This is a genomic window from Winogradskya humida (genome assembly GCF_016862215.1).
Taxonomy (GTDB): Bacteria; Actinomycetota; Actinomycetes; order Mycobacteriales; family Micromonosporaceae; genus Actinoplanes; species Actinoplanes humidus.
This window is the reverse complement of record NZ_BOMN01000086.1, coordinates 40,820-66,001: the sequence shown is the minus strand read 5'-3', so window position 1 is coordinate 66,001 and position 25,182 is coordinate 40,820. Positions and strand designations below refer to the sequence as shown.

29 protein-coding genes are annotated in these 25,182 nt (G+C 68.8%); 12 read left to right on the top strand and 17 right to left on the bottom strand.

Features of this window, described 5'->3' with window-relative positions; all coding sequences use genetic code 11:
• The first annotated feature begins 31 nt into the window (after positions 1–31).
• A complete protein-coding gene (locus Ahu01nite_RS29255) occupies positions 32–712 on the top strand; it encodes a TetR/AcrR family transcriptional regulator (RefSeq protein ID WP_203839878.1) in 681 nt (226 codons plus the stop codon).
• Positions 702–2,309 (top strand): MDR family MFS transporter, encoded by a 1,608-nt coding sequence (locus tag Ahu01nite_RS29250; RefSeq protein ID WP_203839877.1) that lies wholly within the window; start codon positions 702–704, stop codon positions 2,307–2,309. Before Ahu01nite_RS29255 ends, Ahu01nite_RS29250 begins: the two co-directional genes overlap by 11 nt.
• A gap of 48 nt (positions 2,310–2,357) precedes the next feature.
• Here Ahu01nite_RS29250 and Ahu01nite_RS29245 read toward each other — a convergent pair whose 3' ends face one another.
• Complete coding sequence (locus tag Ahu01nite_RS29245; protein WP_203839876.1) at positions 2,358–2,693, bottom strand: YnfA family protein; 336 nt, start codon at positions 2,691–2,693, stop codon at positions 2,358–2,360.
• Between the two features lie 92 nt (positions 2,694–2,785).
• A complete protein-coding gene (locus Ahu01nite_RS29240) occupies positions 2,786–3,142 on the bottom strand; it encodes an STAS domain-containing protein (protein WP_203839875.1) in 357 nt (118 codons plus the stop codon).
• Positions 3,143–3,444: 302 nt separating this feature from the next.
• Here Ahu01nite_RS29240 and Ahu01nite_RS29235 point away from each other — a divergent pair, with 302 nt between their 5' ends.
• The gene (locus Ahu01nite_RS29235; protein WP_203839874.1) at positions 3,445–4,452 is read left to right on the top strand and encodes an AraC family transcriptional regulator; all 1,008 of its coding nucleotides are present in this window, start codon (positions 3,445–3,447) and stop codon (positions 4,450–4,452) included.
• A gap of 11 nt (positions 4,453–4,463) precedes the next feature.
• Here Ahu01nite_RS29235 and Ahu01nite_RS29230 read toward each other — a convergent pair whose 3' ends face one another.
• On the bottom strand, positions 4,464–4,802 hold the full coding sequence (locus Ahu01nite_RS29230) for a hypothetical protein (RefSeq protein WP_203839873.1): 339 nt from the start codon (positions 4,800–4,802) through the stop codon (positions 4,464–4,466).
• Positions 4,803–5,107: 305 nt separating this feature from the next.
• Between Ahu01nite_RS29230 and Ahu01nite_RS29225 the strand changes: the two genes are divergently transcribed.
• A complete protein-coding gene (locus Ahu01nite_RS29225) occupies positions 5,108–5,398 on the top strand; it encodes a hypothetical protein (protein WP_203839872.1) in 291 nt (96 codons plus the stop codon).
• Positions 5,399–5,453: 55 nt separating this feature from the next.
• On the opposite strand, the gene Ahu01nite_RS29220 is transcribed toward Ahu01nite_RS29225, so the two are convergent.
• The 4 genes from Ahu01nite_RS29220 to Ahu01nite_RS29205 form a co-directional block, all read right to left on the bottom strand.
• The gene (locus Ahu01nite_RS29220; protein WP_203839871.1) at positions 5,454–6,935 is read right to left on the bottom strand and encodes a molybdopterin-dependent oxidoreductase; all 1,482 of its coding nucleotides are present in this window, start codon (positions 6,933–6,935) and stop codon (positions 5,454–5,456) included.
• 2 nt (positions 6,936–6,937) lie between these two features.
• On the bottom strand, positions 6,938–7,579 hold the full coding sequence (locus Ahu01nite_RS29215) for a fasciclin domain-containing protein (protein WP_203839870.1): 642 nt from the start codon (positions 7,577–7,579) through the stop codon (positions 6,938–6,940).
• A gap of 67 nt (positions 7,580–7,646) precedes the next feature.
• Positions 7,647–8,393, bottom strand: coding sequence for an anti-sigma factor (locus Ahu01nite_RS29210; RefSeq protein ID WP_203839869.1), 747 nt, complete (start codon positions 8,391–8,393; stop codon positions 7,647–7,649).
• Positions 8,390–8,998 (bottom strand): sigma-70 family RNA polymerase sigma factor, encoded by a 609-nt coding sequence (locus Ahu01nite_RS29205; protein WP_203839999.1) that lies wholly within the window; start codon positions 8,996–8,998, stop codon positions 8,390–8,392. Before Ahu01nite_RS29205 ends, Ahu01nite_RS29210 begins: the two co-directional genes overlap by 4 nt.
• A gap of 136 nt (positions 8,999–9,134) precedes the next feature.
• Here Ahu01nite_RS29205 and Ahu01nite_RS29200 point away from each other — a divergent pair, with 136 nt between their 5' ends.
• Both Ahu01nite_RS29200 and Ahu01nite_RS29195 read left to right on the top strand, forming a co-directional pair.
• A complete protein-coding gene (locus Ahu01nite_RS29200) occupies positions 9,135–9,650 on the top strand; it encodes a SigE family RNA polymerase sigma factor (protein ID WP_203839868.1) in 516 nt (171 codons plus the stop codon).
• Positions 9,647–10,708: a hypothetical protein gene (locus Ahu01nite_RS29195; protein WP_203839867.1), complete on the top strand. Its 1,062-nt coding sequence runs from the start codon at positions 9,647–9,649 to the stop codon at positions 10,706–10,708. The genes Ahu01nite_RS29200 and Ahu01nite_RS29195 overlap by 4 nt, the downstream gene beginning before the upstream one ends.
• Here the strand turns inward: Ahu01nite_RS29195 and Ahu01nite_RS29190 are convergent.
• A complete protein-coding gene (locus tag Ahu01nite_RS29190; protein WP_203839866.1) occupies positions 10,698–11,591 on the bottom strand; it encodes a Gfo/Idh/MocA family protein in 894 nt (297 codons plus the stop codon). The genes Ahu01nite_RS29195 and Ahu01nite_RS29190 overlap by 11 nt on opposite strands.
• Before the next feature lie 78 nt (positions 11,592–11,669).
• Between Ahu01nite_RS29190 and Ahu01nite_RS29185 the strand changes: the two genes are divergently transcribed.
• From Ahu01nite_RS29185 to Ahu01nite_RS29165, 5 genes are all read left to right on the top strand, one after another.
• Positions 11,670–12,035, top strand: coding sequence for a hypothetical protein (locus Ahu01nite_RS29185; protein ID WP_203839998.1), 366 nt, complete (start codon positions 11,670–11,672; stop codon positions 12,033–12,035).
• Positions 12,028–12,459 carry a hypothetical protein gene (locus Ahu01nite_RS29180; protein ID WP_203839865.1) on the top strand — a complete coding sequence of 144 codons (432 nt, stop codon included), beginning with the start codon at positions 12,028–12,030 and terminating at the stop codon, positions 12,457–12,459. The genes Ahu01nite_RS29185 and Ahu01nite_RS29180 overlap by 8 nt, the downstream gene beginning before the upstream one ends.
• Positions 12,435–13,472 carry a sensor histidine kinase gene (locus Ahu01nite_RS29175; RefSeq protein WP_239159230.1) on the top strand — a complete coding sequence of 346 codons (1,038 nt, stop codon included), beginning with the start codon at positions 12,435–12,437 and terminating at the stop codon, positions 13,470–13,472. The genes Ahu01nite_RS29180 and Ahu01nite_RS29175 overlap by 25 nt, the downstream gene beginning before the upstream one ends.
• Positions 13,469–14,125 carry a response regulator gene (locus Ahu01nite_RS29170; RefSeq protein ID WP_203839864.1) on the top strand — a complete coding sequence of 219 codons (657 nt, stop codon included), beginning with the start codon at positions 13,469–13,471 and terminating at the stop codon, positions 14,123–14,125. The genes Ahu01nite_RS29175 and Ahu01nite_RS29170 overlap by 4 nt, the downstream gene beginning before the upstream one ends.
• Positions 14,126–14,205: 80 nt before the next feature.
• The gene (locus Ahu01nite_RS29165) at positions 14,206–14,976 is read left to right on the top strand and encodes a CPBP family intramembrane glutamic endopeptidase (RefSeq protein ID WP_203839863.1); all 771 of its coding nucleotides are present in this window, start codon (positions 14,206–14,208) and stop codon (positions 14,974–14,976) included.
• A gap of 49 nt (positions 14,977–15,025) precedes the next feature.
• Here the strand turns inward: Ahu01nite_RS29165 and Ahu01nite_RS29160 are convergent, their stop codons facing one another.
• The 7 genes from Ahu01nite_RS29160 to Ahu01nite_RS29130 form a co-directional block, all read right to left on the bottom strand.
• Positions 15,026–16,480, bottom strand: a complete 1,455-nt coding sequence (locus tag Ahu01nite_RS29160) for a glutathionylspermidine synthase family protein (RefSeq protein ID WP_203839862.1) — start codon at positions 16,478–16,480, stop codon at positions 15,026–15,028.
• A gap of 3 nt (positions 16,481–16,483) precedes the next feature.
• Positions 16,484–16,873 (bottom strand): hypothetical protein, encoded by a 390-nt coding sequence (locus tag Ahu01nite_RS29155; protein WP_203839861.1) that lies wholly within the window; start codon positions 16,871–16,873, stop codon positions 16,484–16,486.
• 82 nt (positions 16,874–16,955) lie between these two features.
• Complete coding sequence (gene fabG, locus Ahu01nite_RS29150; RefSeq protein WP_203839860.1) at positions 16,956–17,714, bottom strand: 3-oxoacyl-ACP reductase FabG; 759 nt, start codon at positions 17,712–17,714, stop codon at positions 16,956–16,958.
• Between the two features lie 109 nt (positions 17,715–17,823).
• Positions 17,824–19,464, bottom strand: a complete 1,641-nt coding sequence (locus Ahu01nite_RS29145; protein WP_203839859.1) for an alpha-amylase family protein — start codon at positions 19,462–19,464, stop codon at positions 17,824–17,826.
• Complete coding sequence (locus Ahu01nite_RS29140) at positions 19,445–20,317, bottom strand: HTTM domain-containing protein (RefSeq protein WP_203839858.1); 873 nt, start codon at positions 20,315–20,317, stop codon at positions 19,445–19,447. The genes Ahu01nite_RS29145 and Ahu01nite_RS29140 overlap by 20 nt, the downstream gene beginning before the upstream one ends.
• Positions 20,314–20,757 (bottom strand): hypothetical protein, encoded by a 444-nt coding sequence (locus Ahu01nite_RS29135; protein WP_203839857.1) that lies wholly within the window; start codon positions 20,755–20,757, stop codon positions 20,314–20,316. The genes Ahu01nite_RS29140 and Ahu01nite_RS29135 overlap by 4 nt, the downstream gene beginning before the upstream one ends.
• Before the next feature lie 12 nt (positions 20,758–20,769).
• The gene (locus tag Ahu01nite_RS29130; RefSeq protein WP_203839856.1) at positions 20,770–21,753 is read right to left on the bottom strand and encodes a hypothetical protein; all 984 of its coding nucleotides are present in this window, start codon (positions 21,751–21,753) and stop codon (positions 20,770–20,772) included.
• Positions 21,754–21,864: 111 nt separating this feature from the next.
• Here Ahu01nite_RS29130 and Ahu01nite_RS29125 point away from each other — a divergent pair, with 111 nt between their 5' ends.
• Entirely contained in the window at positions 21,865–22,530 is a 666-nt protein-coding gene (locus Ahu01nite_RS29125) for a DedA family protein (RefSeq protein WP_203839855.1), read from the top strand.
• 81 nt (positions 22,531–22,611) lie between these two features.
• Here the strand turns inward: Ahu01nite_RS29125 and Ahu01nite_RS29120 are convergent, their stop codons facing one another.
• Together Ahu01nite_RS29120 and Ahu01nite_RS29115 are read right to left on the bottom strand one after the other, a co-directional pair.
• Positions 22,612–23,808, bottom strand: a complete 1,197-nt coding sequence (locus tag Ahu01nite_RS29120; RefSeq protein ID WP_203839854.1) for a glycosyl hydrolase family 18 protein — start codon at positions 23,806–23,808, stop codon at positions 22,612–22,614.
• A gap of 15 nt (positions 23,809–23,823) precedes the next feature.
• Positions 23,824–25,092: a chitinase gene (locus tag Ahu01nite_RS29115; RefSeq protein WP_203839853.1), complete on the bottom strand. Its 1,269-nt coding sequence runs from the start codon at positions 25,090–25,092 to the stop codon at positions 23,824–23,826.
• Positions 25,093–25,182 lie beyond the last annotated feature (90 nt).

Sequence of the window (25,182 nt, the reverse complement as noted above, 5' to 3'; positions counted from 1 at the left end):
GCGACTGCAAGTTCGACCGTACGGTGACCCGGTGGACGACGTGAAGACCGGACGGCGCGACCGCAAGAAACAGCAGACGCGTCAGGCGCTGATCGAGGCTGCGCTGCGGCTGGTCGACGAGCGCGGGCTCGACCACGTCACCGTCGAGGACATCGCCGACGCCGCAGACGTGTCGCCGCGCACGTTCTTCAACTACTTCGCCAGCAAGGACGAGGCGATCACCGGCGACCTGTTCGTCGAGGACGACGGCACCGGGGAGCGGCTCCTGTCGGCGGCTCCCGGCGTACCCGTCGTCGAGGCCTTTTTAAATGCGATGGCGCCGGGCCTGACCGCCATGCAGGATGACCGGGACGTCTGGTTCCTGCGCATGCGGGTGATGGAGGCCAATCCGTCGCTGATCCTGAGCCTGATCGCCCGCAGCAGCGCCGCCGAGAATCAGCTGGTCCGAGTCGTGGCCAAGCGTCTGGGCCTGCCTCAGGCCCACCCCTATCCGGCAGTCTTCGCGGCTGCGGCCGGCGGAGCGGTGCGCACCGCGATGATGCGCTGGCCGAGCGCCCGGCGACCCCTGACCGACCTGGTTGACGAGGCATTCAGCTACCTGGCAACCGGCCTGGCAGATCCCCGGGGCGAACAGGGATCCCCGGGCGGACAGAGTCCCCGTGACGAGCAAGATCCGGCAGATCCGATCAATGAGAGAAGAAATGAGCTCTGACACGCAAGGCGTGCAAGCGGAGGCGGAAGCAGCGGTCCCCGCGGAAACGGTGAGCAGCGCCGAGACCGCCGGCCGGATGACGCACCGCGAGGTCATCCAGGCCCTGTCCGGCCTGATGATGGGCATGTTCGTGACCATCCTGGCCTCGACGGTGGTGTCCAACGCGCTGCCCCGGATCATCGCCGACCTGGGCGGCTCGCAGTCCGTCTACACCTGGATCGTCACCACCGAGCTGCTGGCCATGACGGCGACCGTGCCGCTGTGGGGCAAGATGGCCGACCTCTACAGCAAGAAGCTGCTCATCCAGCTCTCGCTCGGGTTGTTCGTGGCGGGTTCGCTGATCGCCGGCTTCGCGCCGAACGTGGAGCTGCTCATCGTCAGCCGCGTGGTGCAGGGCGTCGGCGCGGGCGGCATGACGGCGCTCGCCACGATCGTCATGGCGGCGATGATCCCGCCGCGTGAGCTGGGCCGTTACTCCGGCATGTTCGGTGCGGTCTTCGGTGTCGCCACGATCGCCGGGCCGTTGATCGGCGGGCTGCTCGTCGACACCAGCTGGCTGGGCTGGCGCTGGTGCTTCTTCATCGGGGTGCCGTTCTCCGTCGCCGCGATCCTGCTGCTGCAGCGCACGCTCAACCTCCCGACCGTGCGCCGCAAGTTGAGCATCGACTGGCTGGGCGCTTTCCTGATCACGGCCGGGGTCAGCACGCTGCTGATCTGGTCGACGCTCGCCGGCGACAAGTACGACTGGGTGTCCGGCACCTCGGCGATCTTCGTGGCGGCGGGCGTGGTGCTGCTCGCGCTAGCCGTCTGGGCGGAGTCGAAGGCGACCGAGCCGATCATCCCGCTCAGCATCTTCCGCAACCGCACGGTCTCCCTGACCGTGATCGCCAGCGTGCTGGTCGGTGTGGCCATGTTCGGTGGCACGGTCTTCCTGTCGCAGTACTTCCAGGTGTCGCTCGGGAAGTCGCCGACGGTGGCCGGCCTGATGAGCCTGCCGATGATCTTCGGTCTGCTGGTCTCGTCGACGGTCGCGGGTCAGCTGATCACCAAGTACGGCAGGTGGAAGCGCTACCTGGTCGCCGGCGCGATCGTGATGACGGCCGGGATGCTGCTGCTCAGCACGATCGACGAGCACACGAGCGTACTGATGCTGTCGATCTGGATGTTCGTGCTCGGGGCCGGCGTCGGCATGCTGATGCAGAACCTCGTGCTCGCGGCGCAGAACGACGTCCCGGCGAACGAGCTGGGCGCGGCCACCTCCACGCTGACGTTCTTCCGCAGCATGGGTGGCGCGATCGGGGTCAGCGCCCTGGGCGCGGTGCTGGCCGGCAAGGTGACGTCGCTGTTCGCCGAGAAGTTCCCGCAGGCAGCGACCGGCGGGACGGCAGCGGTGCCCGATCTGACCACATTGCCGGAGCAGGCCCGCGCGATCGTGGCGAACATCTACGCCCAGGCGACCTCGGAGCTGTTCCTGGTGGCCGCACCGATCGCCGCCCTCGCCTTCGTGGCGGTGGTCTTCGTCAAGGAGAAGCCGCTGCACACGATGAGTGGTGACGAGCGCCGGGCCCAGGAAGAAGCCGGGCTTCCGCTGCACTGATTTCTACACAATATGGAGAAAAGGCCCGGGGCGACCCGGGCCTTTTCCTCAGGCTCCGCGCGGGGCGTACATGATGACGCCGACCCCGGCGAGGCACAGGGCCGCCCCGATCAGGTCCCAGCGGTCGGGCCGGAACCCGTCGACGAGCATCCCCCAGACGAGTGAACCCGCCACGAAGACGCCGCCGTACGCGGCCAGGATGCGGCCGAAGTTCGCGTCGGGCTGCAGCGTCGCCACGAACCCGTACGCCCCGAGCGCGACCACCCCGGCACCGGCGAACACCAGCCCTCGATGCTCCCGGACGCCCTGCCAGACCAGCCACGCACCGCCGATCTCAGCAAGCGCGGCCAGCAGGAACAACGCGACGGACCGGAGCACTGTCATGTGCTGCATTCTCGCGGACGGACACCCGCTCCCCGCGGCAACGGGGTTTCACCCGCCTCCCCTGCGGCAACAGGGAAGACGAGTGGGGTGGGTCAGCTCGGGCGCAGACCGACAGAAGTACGCGGTGACGGGGGTTCCGCACAGCCCAGCAGGCCGACGAGGCCCGAGATCCAGAGCTGGCGGTAGACGGTCGGACTCGGATGGCTGACCACCAGCTTGACACCGGACGCCGCCGCCGTGTGGAAGCAGGCGACGAGAATACCGATGCCGATGCTGTCGATCAGCATGACGCGTTGCAGGTCGAGGTCTATCCGGCCCGGCGTCTGCGAGGTCAGGACGTCGTTGACGGCGTCTCGCATGACGTGGGCGTTGTCGAGGTCGATCTCGCCACTGGGCGCGATCTCAATGGTGCCATCGGCCAACTGACGAGTGGTGATCGGCAGATACACGGCTGCCCTCTTCCTGTCCTGGCGTCGTGCGGGCGACGCCGAACCTCCTGCGGAGTCTGCTGCACCCCGGAACTCAGCCGGATTGCCGGCAAATGGGGGACAGCCCGGTGCCTCACCAAGGCACCGGCCGACATTGCGGCTCAACAACAATCCGCTGGTCTGCAAGTTACGCCAGGTAGGCGCGGAACGCCAGAGTAGTTCATCGAGCCGGAATGTGCTGGAACGGTCACCCGGTGGCACGAACATTGACGATCGGGTACACCTTACGAATACTCAGCGTATGCGTAGGAGTGCCATACGAGATGAATGACGTTCACTTCAGGACGGTCACATCGCCTGTGGAGGCTCCCGCCTCAGCAAGTGTCAACAGTGTTGATATCGACGAAACACGATTCTTGCTAAACCGGTTCTATTACCCGGTAGCGGTGGGGGTGCCGGAGGGGGCGGAAGGCTTCTCGTTCCGGGCGGATGTGATCCAACTCGGACCGCTGACCGTCGGCCAGCTGGGCTACGGGGGCACCACGATCACGACGATCGCCTCGGAGCTGGACGCGTACCACCTGAGCATCCCGACCTCCGGAAAGTTGTATGCGCACCACGCGGGCCACAAGGCGGTGATCCTCCCGGGCCGGGCGGCCGTGTTCGGACCGGGCGGCCCGGTCTACGTGCTGCACGAGAGGGACTCCGTCGAGCTGGACGTCAAGATCGAACGCTCGGCCCTGGAGGCGGAGCTCGCCACCATGCTCGGTCACCGGGTGCACGGCCCGCTCGGCCTGCCTCCGGTCATCGACATGTCCCGGGGGCCACTGCGCAGCTGGGCCCGGCTGGTGGCATTGCTGCGCGGGGAGATCACCCACCCGGGCAGCCTGCTCAGCCAGCCGATCATCGCCGGGCAGTTGCGTCAGGGCGTCCTCAGCGGGCTGCTGCTGAGCGTCCCGCACCGCTACACCGACGAGCTGAACGCCCCCGCACAGGCAGGGCCGCCGCGAGCCATCCAGCGGGCCATCGACGCCATCAACGACGAGCCGGAAAGGCCCTTCACGGTGGCCGATCTCGCCGCGATAGCCGGGGTGAGCGTGCGGTCACTGCAGGAGGGATTCCGACGGTACGTGGACAGCGCGCCGATGACGTACCTCCAGCAGGTACGCCTGAGCCGCGCCCATGACGCGTTGCTGCGCGAGGATCCGGCCCGCGCGACCGTGGCGTCAATTGCGCACCGGTGGGGATTCGCGCATCTGGGGCGTTTCGCCTCCGCCTACCGCGTGCGTTTCGGGGTCTGCCCCTCGGACACCCTGCGCGGCAACAGCTAGCTGACCAGGGGTTATTCTCCCGGGTCCCGGCGGTGCCGGGGGCGCGGCAGGCCATCCATCCGGGAAGCGGCGGACGCGCCACCGAAAAGGTTGCCGCGCGGGGGCACCCAGTCGCGCCACGGGCCCAGGTGGGCCGGCACGGCAGCGGCTTCGCCATCCCCCGCACCCTGCAGGACGCGCAGATATTCCAGGACCCGGGCGGCCGCCGCGCCGCCGTCCCGGGCGAGCGCCGCCAGGATCTCGCGCTCGTCATCGAGGTCGGCACCCCGTCGCTCCATGGCCGTGGCGAGCCCGATCAGGAGCCGCACCACCTCGCTCGCATCTCGCTCGGCGTCGGGCAGGCTGGTCATCGTGGACCGTCCGGCTGCATTTCTCCGCGATCGCTCATCTCTAGTCACGTTCCCCTCGCCATCAGTGTGCGCGTCCCCGCCGGACACACCCACACAGATGACACCGCAAAAATGTATTCGTCCCACTACTCACCGTCCATCCGATGCGCGCGAGGGTTGTCCGAATCACGCTCGCACGGCGCCGAAGTGAGTGATCGTCCCATTTATTCCGTCGTACCGCGCTGTGACGAGCGGCTCGCGTTGAGAAGTGTTTGCACGGGGTATGCGGGAGAAACAGAAATGCAGGCATCCATCTTGGAGGGGCGATGACCGAGCAGATCCGTCAGCCGCTGGAGGAAGAGCCCGAGGTCCTGGACGCCATCGAGGACGACGTGGCGGTGGAGGCATTCGTCACCGGCGGCGGTCCCGACGCGGACACGCCCGAATTCGTGGCGCCGGGCGAGCTGCCCGCGATCCGCACGGGCGCCGGCCAGCCCTGGGACCCCGAGGACCTGGCCGAGGCCGAGGGCAAGGACCCGACCCCGGCACACGTTGAATACGCCCGCGAAGAACTCGAGCGCGACGGCGCCGCGGCGATCGAGCGCACCGTCCCCTGACGGGTCTGGCCGGCGAGGCGAGCGCCTCGCCGGCAAGGTCGAACCGTCGCGACAGTTATCCCACTGTCGCGGTGATGGTGTGCCAGCCGGTTGCGCCGTCGGGGAACGGCGTGACGCGTTGTTCCGGCTGGATCGCACCGGTGCCATCGGTGGCGCGGACCGAGAGGGTGTGCGGGCCGGCCGTGGCCTGCCAGGCGTAATGCCATTGGACCCACGTGTCCGAGGACGGCACCGGGAGGAGTTCCGCCTTCTGCCAGGGGCGGTCGTCGACGCGCACCTCGACGTTGCGGATGCCGCGGCCCTGCGCCCAGGCGACGCCGGCGACGCTGACCTTGCCGGCCTGGATGTCGGCGAACGGCTTCGGCTTGTCGATGCGGGACGCGGTCTTCACCGGGCCCTCAGCACCCCAGCCGCGCTGGACCCAGTAGGCGTCGTAGTCCGCGAACGTGGTCAGCTCGAGTTCGGTGATCCACTTGCAGGCGCCGGCGTAGCCGTACAGGCCGGGGGTGAGCATGCGAACGGGGAAGCCGTGCTCGAGCGGCAACGGTTCGCCGTTCATGCCGACCACGAGCATCGCGTCGCGGCCGTCGTTGATGGTGGCGACCGGCGTGCCGATGGTCATGCCCTCGATCGAACGGGCAACCAGCTGGTCGGCCGCCGGGTCGACGCCCAGCTCGGCCAGCAGCGGTGCGAGCGGTACGCCCAGCCACCGAGCCGTGCCGACATAGGGCCCGCCGACCTCGTTCGACACGCAGTTGAGGGTGATGTCCCGCTCGATCAGCGGGCGTTTGAGCAGGTCGTCGAAGCTGAGGGAGACCTCCTTGCCGACCATGCCGTGAATCCGCAGCTTCCACGTGGACACGTCGATGCGCGGCACGGTGAGCGCGGTGTCCACCCGGTAGAGCTTCTCGGAGTAGAAACCGGGGTCGATCCCGGTGGGCAGGGGTTTCGCCGGGTCGGCCGCCGCGGGCAGTGCGATGGCCTCGCGCGATTTGGTGATCGCGCCGCCGCGGACCCGCTTGACCGTCTCGGCGGCACCGCCGGCGATCAGCGCGCCGCCGCTGAGCACGATCGCGGCGCGCAGGAACTTGCGCCGGTTGATGACAACTTCGCGGGACGGCCGGGAGAGGCGGTAGAGCAGGAAGCCGGCGATCGCCGCGCCGAAGAGGGAGGGGACCGCGTCATAGAGCTCGGCCGCGGGGCGGGCCAGGGCTGCTGCCGCACCGGCGATGCCGAAGACTGCGGCGCCCGCGATGCCGATCCAGCGCCGCCGGAAGCTGAGGATGCCGACCGTGGCGGTGAAGAGCACGAGGACCAGGGCGATCGTGCCGAGCAGGACAGGTTTGTCGTTGGTGCCGAGCGTGCGTACCGCGAATTCCTTGACCGGGGTCGGCGCAGCGTCGATGACCGCTCCGCCGACTGCGACCAGCGGTCCGGCTGCCGGCCGGGTGGCCGCCGCGAGCAGTTCCGCAGCGGCCACCCCGAGGGCGGCGGAGAGTACGCCGATCAGCGCCGGTTTTCCCGTGCGCTGCAGCATGGTCAGCTCTTCGGCATCAGAACGGAGTCGATGATGTAGACGGTCGCGTTCGCCGTCTGCACGTTGCCACAGACCACGGAGGCATCGTCGACCTTGAAGTCGGTGCCGCTGCCGGTGACCGTGACGGTGTCACCCTCGAGGGTCTTGTGCGTGCCAGCCAGCTCGGCCGGGGTGAGCTTGCCGGCCACCACGTGGTAGGTCAGCACGCTGGTCAGGGTCTTCTTGTCGGCGAGAACCTTGTCCAGGTCGGCCTTCGGGATCTTGGCGAACGCCGAGTTGGCCGGGGCGAAGACGGTGAGCGCATCGGCGGTGTTGAGCGTGTCCACCAGGCCGGCCTTCTTGACCGCGGTGACCAGCGTCGACAGCACCGGGTTGCCCGAGGCGGCGGTCGCGACCGGCACCTGCGCCATGGAGGCGAAGCTGCCCGGGTCGGTGGAGTCGGTCGGAACGGCCGAACAACCGGCGCCGAAGTTGACCATGCTGTCGGTCGCGGCGGAGGCCGACGCCATCGGGGCAGCGGAGGTCGACATGGGTGCCGCCGCCGAGCCGGACTCTGTGGAGTCGTCCGAGTCGCTCCCACATGCGGCGAGCGAAACGGTGAACAGTGCGGCTGCGGCGACGGCGGCGAACTTGGTGCTGCGCATTTTGTACCCCTCAGTTGTGATTTCTTCCTTCACAACTGATTCGGACCGAAATAGCAACCGGATGGGTCTACGTCAGAGAAACTTTGGCGAACAGCGGCGTCGTCGGCACCTTCGAGCCTCCGGCAGGCTCGAGGGTCACCCCGAGACCGTCGTTGCCGGGCAGGCCGTCGACGACCTGGACCGCAGAGCCCTCCCCCGCGGCCAGCACCCCGGCACTGGTCGCCGTGTCCCCGCGGAGCGACCAGAGCTGGAACGCCTGGCCGGACCGGGGTGCCGAGTCGGCGCCCAGGGCGACCACCGAGGCGTTCCTGGTCGCTGACGAGGCCACGGTCACCTTGCCGCCGCCCCGCATCGGGGACGTCCGCACGACGAGGTCCGGCGAGGCGAGGATCGACTGGATGCGCTCCTGACGGAGCTCGGCTGCCGAGGCGATCGCGCTCTGGTCGCGTACCCGCTGATCCTGAATCGCAAAAACGGTCGTGCCCGTGCCGGCTGCCAGGACCACCGCGGCGGCCGCGGCCAGCGTCCACCGCTGGGTGCGGGAACCGCGAAGCTTGCGCTCCGGCTTGATGGTCTCGGGCGGGGGCAGCTGACGGGTACGCCCGACCGCGGCCATCACGCTCGTCTTGAGCTGCGGCGGCGGCACCGACCAGGTGCTGTCCGCCATCCGCGCCGAGGTCTCCCGCAGCTCGTCCAGCTCGGTCCGGCACGACGAGCACTCCTGCACGTGCCGCTCGAACGCGGCCCGTTCGAGGTCGTCAACCGCGTCCAGCACATATGCGCCGACCAGCGAATGAACATCTGTTGGGGTCATGCCGCCACCTCCACACCCAGGCAGTCACGCAGCCGGATCAAGCCGTCGCGCATCCGGGTCTTCACCGTGGGCAGCGGCGCGTTGAGCAGTTCGGCCACCTCGCGGTACGAGTGGCCCTGGTAATAAGCGAGCGTCACGGCCTGTCGTTGCAGCTCGGTCAGGTCGTCCATGCAGCGCCGGACCTGCTGGCGCTCAAGCCGTCCGGAAACCTCGTCGGCAACCTCGTCATAGGGGGTATCGACCGAGGCGGCGCCGACCTTCAGGGTCCGATCGGCCGCCGACTGCTCGGAGCGGACCCGGTCGACCGCGCGACGGTGCGCGATCGTGAAAACCCAGGCCGTCGCCGAACCGCGGGCACCGTCGAAGCGCGCCGCCGTGCGCCACACCTCGACCAGCACCTCCTGGGCGACCTCCTCGGCCTGCGCCGGGTCCCGCAGGACCCGCCTGATCAGGCCGTATACCCGCGGCGCCACCAGGTCGTACAGTTTCGTGAACGCGGCTTCGTCGCCGCGCGCCACGGCCCGTAACAGGTCACCGACGTCGGTCGGGGGCGCTGGGACAGCGGACAGGTGATCCGGCCTCCGCGCCGTTCCGTGGTCCGTCATCGGCTCCGCCTCTCGGTCATCCATGGGCATTCAACGCTGATTCGGCGCAACCGGCTACGTGGATGGGTCGTTTCCGCGTACAACCTGATCCGGGGAGCCCGCGTCTACTGGTCGGACGAGCCGACGGGAGTGCTTGATGGCGGACGGATCGGAAGCGGGGTACGTCGCTTACGTGAGCGGGCGGATACCCGCGTTGCGGCGGCTGGCGTACCTGCTCTGCGGGAATGATCACCAGGCCGACGACCTGGTACAGGAGACGATAACCAAGATCTTCGTACGCTGGTCACAGGTCCGCAAAGCCGAGAATATCGACAACTATGTCCACACGATCCTGGTGCGGACCTTCCTGGACGACCGCCGCCGGGGCTGGTGGAAGGTGTTGCTGGGCACCTCGCCGGAGCGTGCGGCGCCGGCCGGGGCCGCGGTCGAGGATCGCGAGGTGCTCCGCGCGGCGCTGGCCAAGGTGCCCCCGCGGCAGCAGGCGGTGCTGGTGCTGCGGTTCCTGGACGACCGGCCGGTCGCCGAGGTGGCCGAGATCATGGGCTGCAGCCAGGGCACGGTGAAGAGCCAGACCGCGCACGGACTCACGGCGCTGCGGCGCATCCTCGGCGACCAGTACGCCGGCACCTTCACCTACGGGGAGGCCCGATGAGCGACCACGACATCCGACTGCTGCAGCGCCTCGCCTCTTCGCCCTCGGAGCACTCCCGCGTCGACATCGGGCGTGCCGTGTCCGAGGGACGCCGCCGCGTGCGACGGCGCCGCCTAGCCGCCGGAGCGGTGGCCGCGGTGCTGGTAGCCGCGGTTCCGGTCAGCGCCGCCGTCTGGGCGCGGCCCACCACTCACAGCACCCCGGTCTCCCAGGCGCAGGGCTGCGCGCCCGGGGTGAAGCTGCCGGTGCCGGCCGGTAGCAAGAAGTCGTTCGTCGTGGCCGGTGACCGGTCCGGGCGCTACCTGGCCGGCGAGATCGACGGCCGCGCGGCGCTCTGGCACGACGGCGCCCTGGAAGTGGTCGCCGAGGCCGACGGCCCGAGCCGGTTCACCGCGGTCAATGCCTCCGGGCTGGCGGTCGGTGCGGGCTGGGCGTACTCCGCCGGCACGTTCACCAAGCTCGCCTCCCCCACCGCCGCCCTGGCCAATGCCGTGAGCGACAACGGCACCATCGTCGGCGCTCGGGAGCGGAACAACAAAGTCGTACCGGTGATCTGGGACTCCACCGGGGCGGCCGTCCGTGACCTCCCGACGCGCAACGGCGAATCCGGGCAGGCCGTCTGGGTCTCCGACGAGGGCGTCGTCCTCGGCCTGGTCCGCGGGGCGTACTACCGGTGGGGGCCGAGCGCGGGATACACCAACGAGATCAACCTCGACGGTGAGAAGAACCTGATCCTGCACGCGGGTGTGACCAACGGCCAGATGATCGCCGGGAACGTGAACGTGGCCGGGAAGGAGGTCGGCATCCGGGCGTTTGTGCTCTCCGACGCGGAGCGGCTCCCGGACGCCGTGCGCGAGCCCACCGCGATCAACTCACGGAACTGGATCGCCGGCCTCGACCCGGAGACCGGCGCCCTGACGCTGCTGGCCGGCGACGACCTGGTCGCCGTGCCGTCCGGTGATCACGCCGCTGTCACCGCCGTAGCCGCCGACGGCACGACGCTCGGTGGTTACGACGGTGAGGCTGCGACAACGTGGAGGTGTCAGATCACAGGGTGATCGTGCGGCCCGTGGTGATCGACTCGGCGGCGGCGGTCAGGATCCTGACGACCTGGGCGCCGAAGCCGAGGTCGAGCGGCGAGGCCTCGCCGCCACCGGCCGCGCTGATCAGTGAGTCGACCGCCCGGCCGAACGCCTCGACCGGCTCCCACGGCACCGGCGGCACGGGGGCCACGCCGGACTCGCCGTAGAACGCGGCGTCCTCCCGCTCGAGCTTGGGAGGGGCGTCGACCGACAGGGTCAGCGTGGTGATCGTGCCGCCGGCGTGGCGCAGCAGCACGTGGGTCATGTCCCGGTTGCCGGCGAGCGCGGTCACCTGCTCGACCGGGCCGAGCACCGGCAGGACCAGCGCGACCGCGTGCGGGCCGACGTCCCAGAGGCCGCCGCTCTGCTTGCGCCACGCTGACTCGCCGAACGGGTTGCCCTCGCCGTAGATCGAGCCGAGGTGGTCGACGCGGGCCTCGAGCCAGCCGCCGGTGGCCTGGACCGCGGCGAGGAACTCCTGGATCTGCGGCATGAACCGACGGGTGAAGAACACCACACCTTTCGCGTCGCCGGCGGCCGCGGCGGCGACGATCTCGTCGGCGGCCTCGGCGGTGAACGCAATCGGCTTGTCGAGCAGCAGGTGCTTGCCCGCGCGGGCGGCACGCAGGGCGATGTCCGCCTGCACGTCGGGCGGCAGGGCGACCGCGATGGCGTCCACGTCGGCGATCAGCGCGTCGATGTCCGAATACGGCTTGGCGGAGAACTGCTCGGCGAGCGCCGCGGCCTTCTCCGGGTTACGTCCCCACACGCCCACGAACTCGACATCGGGGTGGGCCGCCAGTGCGGGGGCGTGCGCCATGTGGGCCCAGGGCCCCGTACCGAAAAGTCCGAACCTCATGGCCGTGCCGCCTTCCACGCGCTTGGATCACCCGGCCGAAAACTAACACGCCCCGCAGATCAGTACGCTGTGCCCGTGATGAACGGCCCCCTCTCGCTCGCGACGATCGTCGTGGCCCTGGTGCTGGGCGTCTGGTATGTGATCCGGTGCGCGCTGAACAAGGCACCGAGCAACACCGATCTCTGGTCGATGCTCGGTCTCGGCCTGCTGGTCGTCGTCCTCGTCGTGGTGGCGATCGTCGGGCTGTTCGGCCCCGACCGGCCCGCCGACTGGACGACCTTCGTCGGCTACCTGATCACCACCATCGCGTTCGCCCCGGTCGGGGTCTACCTGGCCCGGCTCGAGCCGACCCGCTGGGGACTGCTCATCCTCGCCGTCGCGGCGTTGACGCTGCCGGTTCTCGTGCTGCGCCTGCAGCAGATCGCGGAGGTGACCAGTGGCTGAAAACCCGACCCCCACCCCGGCAAGGCCCCGGGACGCGGCCATCGGCACCGGTCTCGGCCGGGTCCTGCTACTGGTCTACGGCATCTTCGCGCTCTCCGCGAGCGCCCGGGCGCTGGTGCAGATCAGCTCGCACTTCTCCGAGGCGCCGCTGGCGTACCTGCTGTCGGGCTTCGCCGGGCTCGTCTACATCGCCGCCACCGTGGGGCTCGCTATCGGCGGCGAGCGCGGCCGGATCCTCGCGCTCGTCAGCTGCTCGATCGAGCTGCTGGGCGTGCTGGTGGTGGGCACGCTGAGCATCGCCGACGCGGTCGCGTTCCCCGACGACACCGTCTGGTCGCACTACGGCAGCGGATACGGCTACGTGCCCCTGGTGCTGCCCTTCATCGGGCTGTGGTGGCTGTGGCGAAACCGCCCTCGCCCCTAGTTCAGGACGGCCTGCTGGCCGTCGCTCTCGGTGCCGTCTCCTTCATCCCGGGCGTCTCCGCCGCCGGGATGACGCTCGGCGAACTGCCGCACCACAGCATCGACGCCCTCGCCGTCGTGCTGGCCGCGGCCCAGTGCCTGCCGCTCGTGCTGCGCCGCCGTTATCCCGCGACCGTGCTCGGCGTGGTCGGTGTCGCGTTCGCGCTGTACGACTCGATCGGCTACACCCCACTGGCCGCGAGCTGGGGACTGCTCCCGGCGCTCTATACCGCGGGCACCGTGCTGGGCCGGCGCTGGCAGATCGGCGCGGCGGTGGCATATCTGCCGTTCGTGGCGGTGCTGCGCGTACGAGGATCGCAGGAAACCGCCCTCGAATATGTGACGTTCTTCGTGGTGCTCGCCGCGTGCTGGGGAGCCGGTGCCTGGGTGCGCCGCCGCCGCGCCGTCGACGCGGAGGCGGAACGAGCCCGGATCGCCCGTGAGCTGCACGACGTCGTCACCCACCACGTGACCGCGATGGTCGTGCAGGCCGATGCCGCGCAGTACGTACCCAATGCCGACCTCTCCGTGATCAGCGACACCGGCCGGCTCGCGCTGAAAGAGCTGCGGCACCTGCTGGACGTCCTGCACGCGGGCCCGGATCTGAAGATCGGCGAGTTGGTCGAGCGGGCCGTGGGCACCGGGCAGCCCGTGACGCTGCGCGAAGAGGGCTCACCCGAGCTGCTCGCCGCCGGCGCGGAACTCGCGGCCTACCGGGTGGTCCAGGAAGGCCTGACCAACGCCATGAAGCACGCACAGGGCCAGCCCACCAAGGTAAATGTCCGCTACGGCACCTCCGCCACCGAGATCGAGGTCCTCACCGACGGCCCGCCGGTCCAGCACAGCGGCGGCCACGGCCTCGACGGCCTGAAAGAACGGGTCTCGGTCTTCGGCGGCACGGTCAGCTCGGGCGGTCGTCCCGCCGGTGGCTTCCGCCTGTACGCCCGCATCCCCGCGAAAGGCCCCCGCCGATGATCCGCGTCGTGGTCTGCGACGACCAGGCACTGATCCGCTCCGGTTTCGTGGCGATCCTCGGTGCCCAGCCCGACATGGAGGTCGTCGGGGAGGCGTCGGACGGCCCGTCCTCGGTCGCCACGGCGCTGCGCCTGCAACCCGACGTCGTGGTGATGGACATCCAGATGCCCGGTCTCGACGGCATCGAGGCGACCCGCCAACTGGCCGGCCCCGGCGTCGACAACCCGATGAAGGTGCTGGTGGTGACCACGTTCAACGTCGACTCGTACGTCTACGAGGCGTTGCGTGCCGGCGCCAGCGGCTTCCTGCTCAAGGACGCCCGTCCCCCCGAACTGATCGGCGCGGTCCGGACAATCGCAGGCGGCGAGGCGTTGCTCGATCCCGCGGTGACGCGCCAGCTGGTCGGGCGCTTCGCGGCACGGGTACGCCGTGACGAGGGCTCGGCGCTGACCGGTCTCACCCCGCGCGAACTGGAGGTCCTCAAGCTCATCGCCGCGGGCCAGTCCAACGCGGAGATCGCCGCCACGCTCGTGATCAGCGCGGAGACGGTCAAGACGTACGTCTCCCGGATCCTGACAAAGCTGAACCTTCGCGACCGCGTGCAGGCTGTCGTCCTCGCGTACCGGACGGGTCTTGTCTCTGCCGATGGGTGACCATCCCCCGGCAGAGCTACCCCCGATCGTCCTCCCGCGGGCGATGAGAAGGACCCCGTCCGATCAATAGCGTCAACGCCATGAGAACCCTCCTGGCGGCCGTGACCCTGATCGTCCTCAAACTCGTCTTCGGCGACCCGGGCCTGATCCTCGGCCTCGTCGCCGCGACGGCCATGCTCGCGGCCTACTACTTCATCCTGCGCCGCCCGGCCGAGCTGTCGTTCCCGGACGCCCCCCGCGAGGCGGCCACCGGCTTCGGCATCGGCTTCGGGCTCTGCGCCCTCACGGTCACGTTCATCGCCATCTTCGGCATGTACCACGTCGACGCGTTCGGCAGCATCGGCGCATTGTTCACCGCCCTGGGCAGCGCGATCGCCGCAGCCGTCTTCGAGGAACTCCTGATCCGGGGCATCATCTTCCGCCTCATCGAATCCCGCCTCGGCACCTGGTGGACGGTCGCCGTCAGCTCCGCGATCTTCGGCGCCCTGCACCTGCTCAACGACGGCGCCACCCTCACCGGCGTCCTGGCCATCGGCATCGAAGCCGGCGCCCTCCTCGGCCTGGCCTACGTCGCCACCCGCCGCCTCTGGCTCGCCATCGGCCTCCACGCCGCCTGGAACTTCACCGAAAGCGGCATCTTCGGCATCCCCGTCTCCGGCCTCGACGTCAAGGGCCTGCTCGAAGCCCACCTCACCGGCCCGTCAGCCATCTCCGGCGGCACCTTCGGCATCGAAGGCTCCCTCATCACGGTCCTGATCTGCCTCGCCGCCACGGCCGCCCTGACCCGCCACGCCCGCCGCCACGACCGCATCCTCCCCCGCCACCGCCGCGACTACGCCCTCCACGCCTGATGACGACAGCGTCAGTGAAAGTCTTCAGCAGCTGTAGCGCCGCAGACCATCAGGTGATGATGTGCGGAAGGAAGTTGCAGGCGTCCTTGGTGACCAGACCGTCGGTGCCGAGGCCTTCGCGGATGCCCATGCCGGCCGGCTCGCCGTCGATGAGCCAGGAGCCGATGACCGGGTGCACGATGCCCTCGAGTCCTTCGAAGGACGGGAGCTCCAGCAGCTCCTGGACGACGTAGCGGCCGTCGGCGCCGTACTCGGAGGGGTTCTCCGAGATGGTGACGCCGTCTTTGACCAGGGTGACCGAGCCGCCTTCGCGACCCCAGACCGGCTTTTTCGCGTACGACGTGAGCTTGGCCGCCGCGGTTGACTCGGCGAAGTAGGCGGGAAGCAGGTATTTGCTCCGCTCGGGGTCCTTGCCGAAGAGCTTCCACAGGACCGGGAGCAGCGCCTTGTTGCCCAGGAGGGCGGCTTTGTACGGGGGCTCGATCCAGACCGTGCCGCGTTTGGTGGGGTCGGCCATGTTGCGGAAGAAGCCTTTGCCGCCCTCTTCGTTCCAGAACCATTCCCAGGGGTAGAGCATGAAGACGACGTCGATCGGCTCGGATTTGTTCTCCTGGCCGGGGCCGGGGACGAAGAGGACGCGGTCGCCGGCGACGTCCCAGCCGATCTGGCTCATGGCGATGAGTTCCACGGGGTAGCCCGCTTCTTCGGCTGTGGCCATGAGGTAGGCGACGTTCATGCGGTCTTCGCCGGTGGGTTCGCTGGTCTCGTACGCGAAGAAGAGTTTGGGCTTTTCGGGGAGCCACGGGCGGGCTTCGCGGAGTTTGGCGATGTTGCGCCGCCAGGCTCCCGGGTTGGCGGGCTCGCCGTCCTCAGCCTCCCAGCCGACCAGGCGGTCGTGGATCGAATTCCACTGGCGCCACGGGTGCTGGGTGAGGTTGGTCTGGTCGGCCCAGTGCCATTGGACGACCGCGGCCTCGACCAGGGAGGTGGGGGTCTGTGCGTTGTATTCGAGCAGGCGGGGGACGGTGCCGGCGCCGTTGTACCAGAGGTCGAAGCGGCCGTAGACCGTCGGGGAGAAGTCCGGGGTCTGCATCGGGAGCCGGCCGTCGGGGTCCTTGTCCTGGTGGGTCCACGTTTCGGCGTCACCGTCGAACCAGGTACGGATGATCTGCTCGTGCGCGTACTCGGGGATGCCGATCTTGGTGAGGAAGCAGCTCTCCGGGGTGCACACGGAGGTGAAGTAGCCGTCGCGGCGGCCCTGGGCGGTGTGCCGGGGGCACTGCTGGACCATCCAGTCACCCGCGTCGAGGCACATCTGGTAGAGGACGGTGGTCGCCGTCTCCAGCTCCTCGATCTCGGGCTGGCTGAAGTCGTAGTACGGACCTTCCTGCCAGTACGACATCATCGTGCCGTCGGGCAGCTCGGTGTCGTTGTAGGTGAGGCCGAGGCTGTAATTGGTGAGTTTCCAGCCGTCGCGGACCGGGCCGTACGGGATGCGGCGCACGGGTCAGCTTCCCGACTTGCTGGTGGTGCCGCTGCCGCCCTTGCCGACGACGCTGGTCTTCACCGTGCCGTTGCCGACCTTGCCGGTGGACGGCAGGCCGAAGGAGCGCCGGGCGGCCGCGTCGTTGTAGGCGAACTTGGAGCCGCCCGACGGCAGCCGGGAACCGATCGGATAGCCGGACCGGTATCCGGACGAGTGCCAGATGAAGAATCCGCCGCCGCCACCGCTGCCGTGATAGTTGTCGTCGCAGTAGTCCTCGTCGACGATCACGCCGTTCGCGTCCGCGCAGTAGAAGCCCTCGTCGTGATACTTGTTGCCGTTGTCGCACGCCGCCGCGCCACCCGCGGCGAGCAGCAGAAAAGTGCTGGTCAGCGACACGCTTCGCGAGGTCATCCGTCGGTTCACAGTCGGCTTCTCCACCCTTTCGTGGTCCGGGTCGCCCATTCCTTTGTAGCGACCCGGATCAACACCCCCGTCAGGCGCGCGGGCCACCTGCCACATAGATGACCTGGCCCGACACGAACCCGGCGCCTTCACTGACCAGGAAGGATACGGTGTTCGCGACGTCTTCGGGGCGCCCGGCCCGCGCGACCGGGATCTGAGCGATCGCGGCCTTCTGGAAGTCGGCGAAATCGACACCGACGCGGGCGGCCGTCGCGGCGGTCATATCGGTCACGATGAAGCCGGGCGCGACCGCGTTGGCGGTGACGCCGTAACGGCCGAGCTCGATGGCGAGGGTCTTCGTGAAGCCCTGCAGACCGGCCTTGGCCGCGGCGTAGTTGGCCTGGCCCCGGTTGCCGAGCGCGGACGTGCTGGAGAGGCTGACGATGCGGCCCCACCCGGCGTCGACCATGTGTTTCTGCACGGCCCGGCTGAACAGGAACGCGCCGCGCAGGTGGACCGCGATCACGGTTTCCCAGTCGTCGTCGCTCATCTTGAAGAGCAGGTTGTCGCGGAGCACGCCGGCGTTGTTGACCAGCACCGTGGGCGCGCCGAGCTCGGCGACGACCTTCTCGACGGCGGCGGTGACCTGGGCCGGATCGGACACGTCGGCGCCGACGGCCAGGGCGGTGCCACCGGCGTCGTGGATCTCGGTGACCGTGTTGGCGCAGGCACCCTCGTCGAGGTCGACGACCGCCACGGCAAGCCCGTCTGCTGCGAGCTTGCGGGCGGTCGCCTCCCCGATCCCCCGTGCGGCACCGGTGACGATCGCTACCCGACTCGGCTGGGTCATGTTCGTGGCCTCCCGCAGATCAAATTGATCGGTCGGCCGACTCTAACCCAGGTGTTACCGGTCGGTTAACAGTGCCGCGAGCGATTTATTTCACTAGCAGTGCAACATCTCAGGGGTGGCGCTTGAGCCGGATCCAGCGGTATCCGTACCCGCCGATCGGCAGGGCGTCGAGCTTGCCCAGATCGGGGTATTTCTGGTCGGCGAGCACGTCGTTGGGGAACTCCGCCTCGGGCTCCAGGCTGCTCAGGTCGACCACTCCCTCGGACTCCCCGAGGTTGTGGATGAAGACCATGGTCCCGGTCTCGGCGTCCGCCCGGTGCACCAGCACGCCCGAGGGCACCGGCACGTCGACGTTCTTGCAGGTGCCGCTGCCGACCTCGGGGGCCTCGCGGAGCGTACGGATCATGCGCTCGAACCAGGACAGCAGCGACTGCGGATCGTGACGCTGGAGCGTGACGTTGATCTTCTCGTAGCCGTACTCGGGGTCCGACACGACCGGGCGCACGAGGGTGTCGGACGTCGAGAAACCGCCGTTGGGCAGCGACGACCACTGCATCGGCGTACGGATGGCATTGCGGCCCTCCTGGGTGAGGTCGTCACCCATCCCGATCTCCTCGCCGTAGCGGATGACCGGCGTGCCCCGCAGGCTGAACTGCAGCGCGTAAGCGAGCTCGATCCGCCTGCGCTCACCACCCAGCATCGGGGCGAGCCGGCGCCGGATGCCCCGGCCGTACAGCTGCATGCTCTCGTCGGGACCGAACTGCTCGAAGACCTCGTCGCGCTGCTCGACGGTGAGCCGGGAGAGGTCCACCTCGTCGTGGTTGCGCAGGAACGTCGCCCACTGGGCACCGGACGGCAGCTTCGGGGTGTCCTGCAGCGCGTCGATGATGACCTCGGGGTGCCGACGGGCCAGCGCGAGCATCAGCCGGCCGTTGAGCATGAAGTCGAACAGCATGTGGATCCGGTTGGCCGAACCGCCGTCGTCACCGAAGAAGTGCTTGAGCTGGTCGGGCTCCACATTGGCCTCGGCGAGCAGCACCGCGTCGGCCTTGCGCCACTGCACGTGCTGGCGCAGATCGGTCAGAAAGTCCAGGTCCTTGGGCGGGTTGGGGTTGCCCGGCTGGGTCTCCTCGATGATGAACGGCACGGCGTCCATCCGGAACCCGGCGACGCCCAGCTGCAGCCAGAACGCGCAGATCTTCTTGATCTCCTCGCGGACCTGCGGGTTGTTGATGTTCAGGTCCGGCTGGAACTTGTAGAAGCGGTGGTAGAACCACTTCTTGGCGGTGCGGTCGTAGCTCCAGGTCTCGTTCTGCTCACCCGGGAAGACCATGCCCTGGTGGCGGTCGGACGGCTGGCTCTCGGACCAGACATACCAGTCGTGGTACGCGGATTCGGGCGACGACCGCGCCGACTGGAACCACGGGTGCTGGTCCGACGTGTGGTTCACCACGAGGTCGATGATGACCTTGATGCCCCGGTTACCGGCCTGGTGCAGCAACTCCGCGAAGTCGCCGAGGTTACCCAGGCGCGGGTCGACGTTGTAGAAGTCTGCGACGTCGTACCCGTCGTCGCGGTTCGGCGTCGGGTGGATCGGATTGAGCCAGAGGCAGGTGATCCCCAGGCGGGCCAGGTAGTCCAGCCGTCCGATCAGCCCACGGATGTCACCGACACCGTCACCGTTGGAATCCGCGTACGTGTCGAGGTCGAGGCAATAAATGACGGCCTTCTCATACCACCGGTCGCTCATGCCCCCTTACATGACCGCGACGGCGGTTCAGGAAACCCCTGGTCCATGCCACAGGGCGGATCTTCTCCAGCGACAGGAAGCTCGCGAGGGCCGCCAGGTGCGGCGCGAACGAGATCGTGATGGTGGCGAACGTGGCCACGTGGAACGAGTAGAAGAACGCGACCATCCAGTTGCGCCGGCGGGGTGTGAGGAAGAAGATCGCCGGGCTGCTCAGCTCGAAGACCATGATCCCGATCTGGGCGAGAATCAGCAGGTACGGGACGCCGGCGATGAGGTCGGCGAGGTCGGTGCCGCGGCGGATGATCGCGCGGGCCAGCACCGAGCTCGTCACCCAGTCGAGGCCACCGAAGCGGACCTTGGCCCAGGCGGCCAGGAAGTACGTGCAGATGGCCGCTATCTGGGTGACCCGCAACGCCCAGCCGCCGGCCTGCGTACGCGTGGGATCGCCGTGTCTCGCCCGACCGGCAGTGGGCAGTGCCGCGAGCGCGACCAGCAGCCCGACCCGGTCGTGGTCGACCTTGCCGTAGCTCATCGCGATGACCATCCACTCGAAGTAGAGCGCGAAGACGGTCCAGCCGAGCAGGCGCGGAGCACGCCCGGTCGCGGCGGCGAGCGCCAGCACGATCAACACCCAGAAGATGGTGTGTACGAGCAGAGGTGTCGGGGTCGGCAGGTGCAGCAGCCGGCCCACGAGCAGCGGCTGGTAGAGGTCGCCCGGGGTGCTGGCGTGGTTGCGCACCCACGGCGTGAAGATGACCAGGTCACCGGCGACGAAGAGATAGACCAGCGTCCGGAACGCCGCGATCCGCCCGCGCGGCACCGCCTCGGTCAGCCAGGCCGCGATGCGGTTCATCGGGTCACCGTCCAGTGCGCGACGACCTCGTCGTGCGACTCACCGGTCGGCCGGGCATGCTCGATGCCCACCCAGTGGACGACGATCTCGACGGTGGCCAGCGGCGGGGCATCGGGGCTCTTGTCCGCGTACGCGATCGCCACCTGCTGCAACCGGCTCGGGTCGTCGACGTACTCCTGCTGCTGGCCCTCGATCTCGGCCCGGCGCAACCCGCTGTTGGACTCGTTCAGCTCGATCGTGCGCCCGGTGGTGTCGACGCCCTCCAGCCGGGTGTCCGGGGCGTCCGCGTTCGGGTCGGGCGCGGTCGAATACATCCGGAACGGGCCGAACGGGAAATCGTCGTCCTGACCCCACAGGGTGCCGATCAGCAGCAGCAACGCCCCGAGCGCGGTCACCACGACCCGGATCGTGCGGCCCCGCGGGCTCAATGTCTCTTCCATCGTCCCCGAAACTTACCGGCTGCGTGCCAGCGTCCTTCTACCTGGCCAGATCAGCGGGAGCGTGGCCAGCGCGGTGATCACGGCGGGCAGGGCCAGCAGGTAGAACGCGGCCGATCCGGCGACACCGCTGGTGACCGTGCTGCGTGCCGACATGTCGACCGCGTCCTCCAGGAGCGGCTGCCCGGCCGCGATCGCCGCGAGGCCGGCCAGCATGACGCCGAGGGCCGGGCGAACCTCCGCGTCGGCCCGCCACAGGGCGCTGCCGGTGAGGAAAACCCCCGCGAGAAACAAAGGCACAGATACTGCGGACCGTACGCCGTCAAGCGCCACGAGGTAGGACACGCCCCCGGACATCCCCGCCAGGAACACTCCGGTGGACAGCCGGGTGACACCGCGGCGGCCGAGGATCCGGGCCGGGCGTCGACCACGGGTTGCGTACGCCAGCAGCCCCACCAGCGCCGGAACGGCCACCAGCAGCCAGCCGGACGCGAGCCAGCGTGGCGTGCCACCGTCGGCGAACGCGAGCACCGATATCTCCAGGAGGCCGGCGAGCACGGCCAGAGCGACGGCGATCCAGCGCCAGCCGAGGGTCAGCGCCGCAGCGACGAGGATCCACCCGAGCGAGCGCAGCAGCAGGTCGGTCGATTGGACCACCATGTAGGCGCCCGGGAAGCTGTGCTCGTCCGCGGAGGCGAGCCAGGACATCGGCCAGGCGATCCGGCGCAGCGGGACGACCGCCAGCACGAACGAGCCGAACAGGGCAGCGACGACGGCGGCATCACGACGGCCCAGGTCCGGGCCGGCCGAGGGCGCGCCGAGCAGCCGGACGATCAGGCCGTTGCGGAGCACGTCGGCGATGTCGGGCAGGCTCGGCCGGCGCTGTCCGGGACGGGCGCCGGACATGAGAACGCCGACCATCTCGTCGCCGTACTCGTGGCGGTGCCCGGCGGGGTAGATCGCGAGCAGCCGCCGGTAGCGGGTCTCCAGAGCGGTCATGCGGCGAGCATATACCGGTCATGGGTATATACGCGAGATGGTTCGTACTCTGGTGATCGGGTACCAGACCTGAACCCCTCGACCAGCCCCTCCACTGAGCAAGGAGTGCCGATGAGTGAGCCGTACCCCCTGGCGGCCGAAACCGATCTGAGCCGGCTCAGCGGTCTGACCGGCTGGGTCGCGTCCGTGATCGAGTCGCTCGGGGCGCTGGGTGTCGGCCTGCTCGTGGCGCTGGAAAATCTGATCCCGCCGATCCCCAGCGAGATCGTGCTCTCCATGGCCGGCTTCCTGGCCAGCGAGGGCCGGGTCGACCTGGTCCTCGTCACGATCGCCGCGACAGCCGGGTCGGTGGTCGGCGCGCTCGCGCTCTACTGGCTGGGCCACGCTCTCGGCGAGGAACGGCTGCGCCGCTGGCTCGACCGGATCCCGCTGGTCGACGCGGACGACCTCAACACCGCGGACCGCTGGTTCGAGAAGCACGAGAAGTCAGCGGTGCTCTTCGGGCGGATGGCTCCCGTGGTCCGCAGCCTGGTGTCGATCCCGGCCGGGGCCAACCACATGAACCTCGGGCTCTTCACGCTCTTCACCACGATCGGCAGCGCCGTCTGGAACACGTTGTTCGTCGGCGCCGGGTATGCCCTCGGCTCCCGCTGGCAGGACGTCGAGAAGTACAGCCACTGGTTCGACTACGCGATCTGGGCGTTCTTCATCATCGCGATCGGCAGCTGGGTGACCAAGAAGGTCCGCAAACGCAGGCGCGCGGCCGCGGATCTGTAGAGATCCACGACCGCACGTCACCCCTTGCGAGCAAAGTTCCGTTTTTACAATCTGTTTCCGCCGCGGGTAGGGACAGCCCGTTTAGAAACCGGCGCTGATGCGGGTGAACTCCCAGTCGGACTGGGCGATGCCGGAGCAGTCGGAGACCACGCCGCCGCCGGCGCAGCCACGGTCCCGGTTGACCGACCAGAAGGTGAAGCGCGCGAAGTTGTTGGTCTTCGCGTAGTCCCGGATCCGGGTCCAGGTGTCCGTGGTGGTCAGCTCCTGCTGGTCGGAGAGGCCGTTCATGCCGGAGATGCCCATGTGCGAGTACGCCTGCGCGTCGGTGTAGCCGAAGGTCGTCTTGAGCTGGCTCTTCAGACCCTCCGAGGCGCCGACCGTGGCGGCGTACATGTCGGTGCCGCCGAAGTCGAACGGCATCTGCGCGAAGATGTCGATGTTCGCGCCGAGCGCCTTGGCCTGCGTGATCAGGCGGATGCCGTAGTAGTTCGGGCCGGTAGGCGACGTACCGAAGGTGAGGATCGTCTTCACGGTCGGGTTCTTCTGCTTGACGATCTTGAGGGCGCCGAGGATGCGGTCCTGCACGACGGCGTTCTCGAACTCGTCGGAGTTCTCGATGTCGATGTCGATCGCCTGCAGGCCGAAGGCGTCGATCACCTTCTGGTACGCACCGGCGAGCAGCTCCGGGGTGGCGCAGTTCGGGCCGAGCTTGTTACCGCTCCAGCCGCCGATCGAGGGCACCACGCTGCCGCCCGCGGCCTTGATCGCGGCGATGGTGCTGGCGTGCACGCCGCCGGTCAGGCCACCCTCGCCGTCCCAGACCGGGTTACACCCGTTGGCCAGCACGAACGCCATAGTGAACGCGCGGATCCCGGTGGCGTTCATGACGGTCGACGGCGCCGGCGGGTTACCCCAGCCAGGATAGATGTACGGCGCGGCCGCCATCTTGGTGCCGCTCGACGGCGGCGTGGTCGTGGGAGGCGTGGTCGTGGGCGGTGCCGTGGTCGGCGGGGTGGTGCCGCCACCGCAGGCGCCGTTGTCGGTCCAGACGTCCCACTGGCCGCTGTGCGTGGCCGGGCTCTCGTTCTGGGTCCACCACTTCGCCGTGTAGTTGTGGGCGTTCTGCGACGCGGTCTGGCCACCGGTGTAGACCGCGCTGGAACTCCACGCCGTGACGCAGGCGACGGCGGCGTTGGAGGCGGTCATGGGGATGATCGCGGTGGCGGCTGCCGTCGTGGCGACGGCTATTCCGACGAGGAGTTTCCGCTTCAGTTTCATGGGGATGGCTCCGGCTCAGGGAAGGGCGTGGACGTGGGGGGAGACTGCGTTGGCCCAGCCGTTGCCGGCGGTGACGTCCCAGTTGATCGACCAGGTCATCGCGCCGCGCAGGCCGGGATAGGTGTGCGGGGGCTTGAACGTGCCGCAGTTGGTGCCGAGTGCCAGACAGTCGAGCGCCTGGTTGACCACGGCCGGCGAGACGTAGCCGCCGCCCGCCGCGCTGGTGGTGGCGGGGAGGCCGATCGCCACCTGGTCGGGGCGCAGGCCGCTCTCCAGCTGGATGCAGGCCAGCGCGACGATGAAGTTGACCGAGCCCTGGCCGTACGCCGCGTTGTTGTCGCAGCCGAGCATCGCGCCGGAGTTGTAGAACTGGGTGTGGACGACCGTGAGGATGTCCTTGATGTCCAGCGCGAGCTTGAAGTACGAGCCCGCCGGGTTCTGCATGTCGATCGTCTGCGGCGCCATCGTGATGATCAGGTTCGCGCCGGCCTTGGTGCGCAGGCTGCGTAGCGCCTGACCCATGTACGTCGGGTTGAGCCCGTTCTCCAGGTCGATGTCGACGCCGTCGAAGCCGTACGTCTGCATCAGCGACCAGACCGAGTTGGCGAAGTTCGTCGCGGCCGTCGCGTCACCGACCGCCACCGAGCCCTTCTCCCCGCCGACCGAGATGATGACCTTCTTGCCGCGCGAGTGCAGCGTGGCCACGTCCGCCTTGAACTGCTCGTTCGTGTAGCCGCCGACGCTCGACGACAGGCCCGGGTCGATGCTGAATGTGACCGCACCCGCCGTGGTGGTCGCATCCGCGAACGCCACCGCGACGAGGTCGTACGTGCTGGGCACCGCGGCCAGCTTGATCTCGTTCGCCGGGTTGTCGAAGTTCTGCCAGTAGCCCGTGACGAAGTGCTTGGGCAGCGTCCCCGAAGAGGGCGGCGTAGTGGTCGGCGGGGTCGTCGTGGGCGGCGTGGTGGTCGGAGGTGTTGTCGTGGGGGGCGTCGTCGTGGGCGGTGCGGTTGTCGGCGGGGTCGTGCCGCCGCCTTCGCATGCGCCGTTGTCGGTCCAGACGTCCCACTGGCCGCTGTGCGTGGCCGGGCTCTCGTTCTGGGTCCACCACTTGGCGGTGTAGTTGTGGCTGTTCTGGGCGGCGGCCATGCCACCCGTGTAGACGGCGGTGCTGCTCCACGCGGTGGAACACGCGACGGCGGCGCTCGCCGAGGCCGCCACATAGATAGTCGAACCGGCCGCCGCGAGAACCGCGGCGGCCGTCAGAACTACGGATCGGCGCATGGGGATGGGCCTTCCACGGGGATGAGTGGGGGTGGCCCAATTATTAGGAGTGTTAACAGACGCTGTAAAGGCATCTGTAAAGTTAAATTT

Excerpts from the sequence above, each read along its gene's own strand:
- Ahu01nite_RS29250 (WP_203839877.1), top strand. The coding sequence starts at position 702 with ATGAGCTCTGACACGCAAGGCGTGCAAGCGGAGGCGGAAGCAGCGGTC.
- Ahu01nite_RS29245 (WP_203839876.1), bottom strand. The coding sequence starts at position 2,693 with ATGACAGTGCTCCGGTCCGTCGCGTTGTTCCTGCTGGCCGCGCTTGCT.
- Ahu01nite_RS29235 (WP_203839874.1), top strand. The coding sequence starts at position 3,445 with ATGAATGACGTTCACTTCAGGACGGTCACATCGCCTGTGGAGGCTCCC.
- Ahu01nite_RS29230 (WP_203839873.1), bottom strand. The coding sequence starts at position 4,802 with ATGACCAGCCTGCCCGACGCCGAGCGAGATGCGAGCGAGGTGGTGCGG.
- Ahu01nite_RS29225 (WP_203839872.1), top strand. The coding sequence starts at position 5,108 with ATGACCGAGCAGATCCGTCAGCCGCTGGAGGAAGAGCCCGAGGTCCTG.
- Ahu01nite_RS29220 (WP_203839871.1), bottom strand. The coding sequence starts at position 6,935 with ATGCTGCAGCGCACGGGAAAACCGGCGCTGATCGGCGTACTCTCCGCC.
- Ahu01nite_RS29215 (WP_203839870.1), bottom strand. The coding sequence starts at position 7,579 with ATGCGCAGCACCAAGTTCGCCGCCGTCGCCGCAGCCGCACTGTTCACC.
- Ahu01nite_RS29210 (WP_203839869.1), bottom strand. The coding sequence starts at position 8,393 with ATGACCCCAACAGATGTTCATTCGCTGGTCGGCGCATATGTGCTGGAC.
- Ahu01nite_RS29205 (WP_203839999.1), bottom strand. The coding sequence starts at position 8,998 with ATGACGGACCACGGAACGGCGCGGAGGCCGGATCACCTGTCCGCTGTC.
- Ahu01nite_RS29200 (WP_203839868.1), top strand. The coding sequence starts at position 9,135 with ATGGCGGACGGATCGGAAGCGGGGTACGTCGCTTACGTGAGCGGGCGG.
- Ahu01nite_RS29195 (WP_203839867.1), top strand. The coding sequence starts at position 9,647 with ATGAGCGACCACGACATCCGACTGCTGCAGCGCCTCGCCTCTTCGCCC.
- Ahu01nite_RS29190 (WP_203839866.1), bottom strand. The coding sequence starts at position 11,591 with ATGAGGTTCGGACTTTTCGGTACGGGGCCCTGGGCCCACATGGCGCAC.
- Ahu01nite_RS29185 (WP_203839998.1), top strand. The coding sequence starts at position 11,670 with ATGAACGGCCCCCTCTCGCTCGCGACGATCGTCGTGGCCCTGGTGCTG.
- Ahu01nite_RS29170 (WP_203839864.1), top strand. The coding sequence starts at position 13,469 with ATGATCCGCGTCGTGGTCTGCGACGACCAGGCACTGATCCGCTCCGGT.
- Ahu01nite_RS29165 (WP_203839863.1), top strand. The coding sequence starts at position 14,206 with ATGAGAACCCTCCTGGCGGCCGTGACCCTGATCGTCCTCAAACTCGTC.
- Ahu01nite_RS29155 (WP_203839861.1), bottom strand. The coding sequence starts at position 16,873 with ATGACCTCGCGAAGCGTGTCGCTGACCAGCACTTTTCTGCTGCTCGCC.
- fabG (WP_203839860.1), bottom strand. The coding sequence starts at position 17,714 with ATGACCCAGCCGAGTCGGGTAGCGATCGTCACCGGTGCCGCACGGGGG.
- Ahu01nite_RS29145 (WP_203839859.1), bottom strand. The coding sequence starts at position 19,464 with ATGAGCGACCGGTGGTATGAGAAGGCCGTCATTTATTGCCTCGACCTC.
- Ahu01nite_RS29140 (WP_203839858.1), bottom strand. The coding sequence starts at position 20,317 with ATGAACCGCATCGCGGCCTGGCTGACCGAGGCGGTGCCGCGCGGGCGG.
- Ahu01nite_RS29135 (WP_203839857.1), bottom strand. The coding sequence starts at position 20,757 with ATGGAAGAGACATTGAGCCCGCGGGGCCGCACGATCCGGGTCGTGGTG.
- Ahu01nite_RS29130 (WP_203839856.1), bottom strand. The coding sequence starts at position 21,753 with ATGACCGCTCTGGAGACCCGCTACCGGCGGCTGCTCGCGATCTACCCC.
- Ahu01nite_RS29125 (WP_203839855.1), top strand. The coding sequence starts at position 21,865 with ATGAGTGAGCCGTACCCCCTGGCGGCCGAAACCGATCTGAGCCGGCTC.
- Ahu01nite_RS29120 (WP_203839854.1), bottom strand. The coding sequence starts at position 23,808 with ATGAAACTGAAGCGGAAACTCCTCGTCGGAATAGCCGTCGCCACGACG.
- Ahu01nite_RS29115 (WP_203839853.1), bottom strand. The coding sequence starts at position 25,092 with ATGCGCCGATCCGTAGTTCTGACGGCCGCCGCGGTTCTCGCGGCGGCC.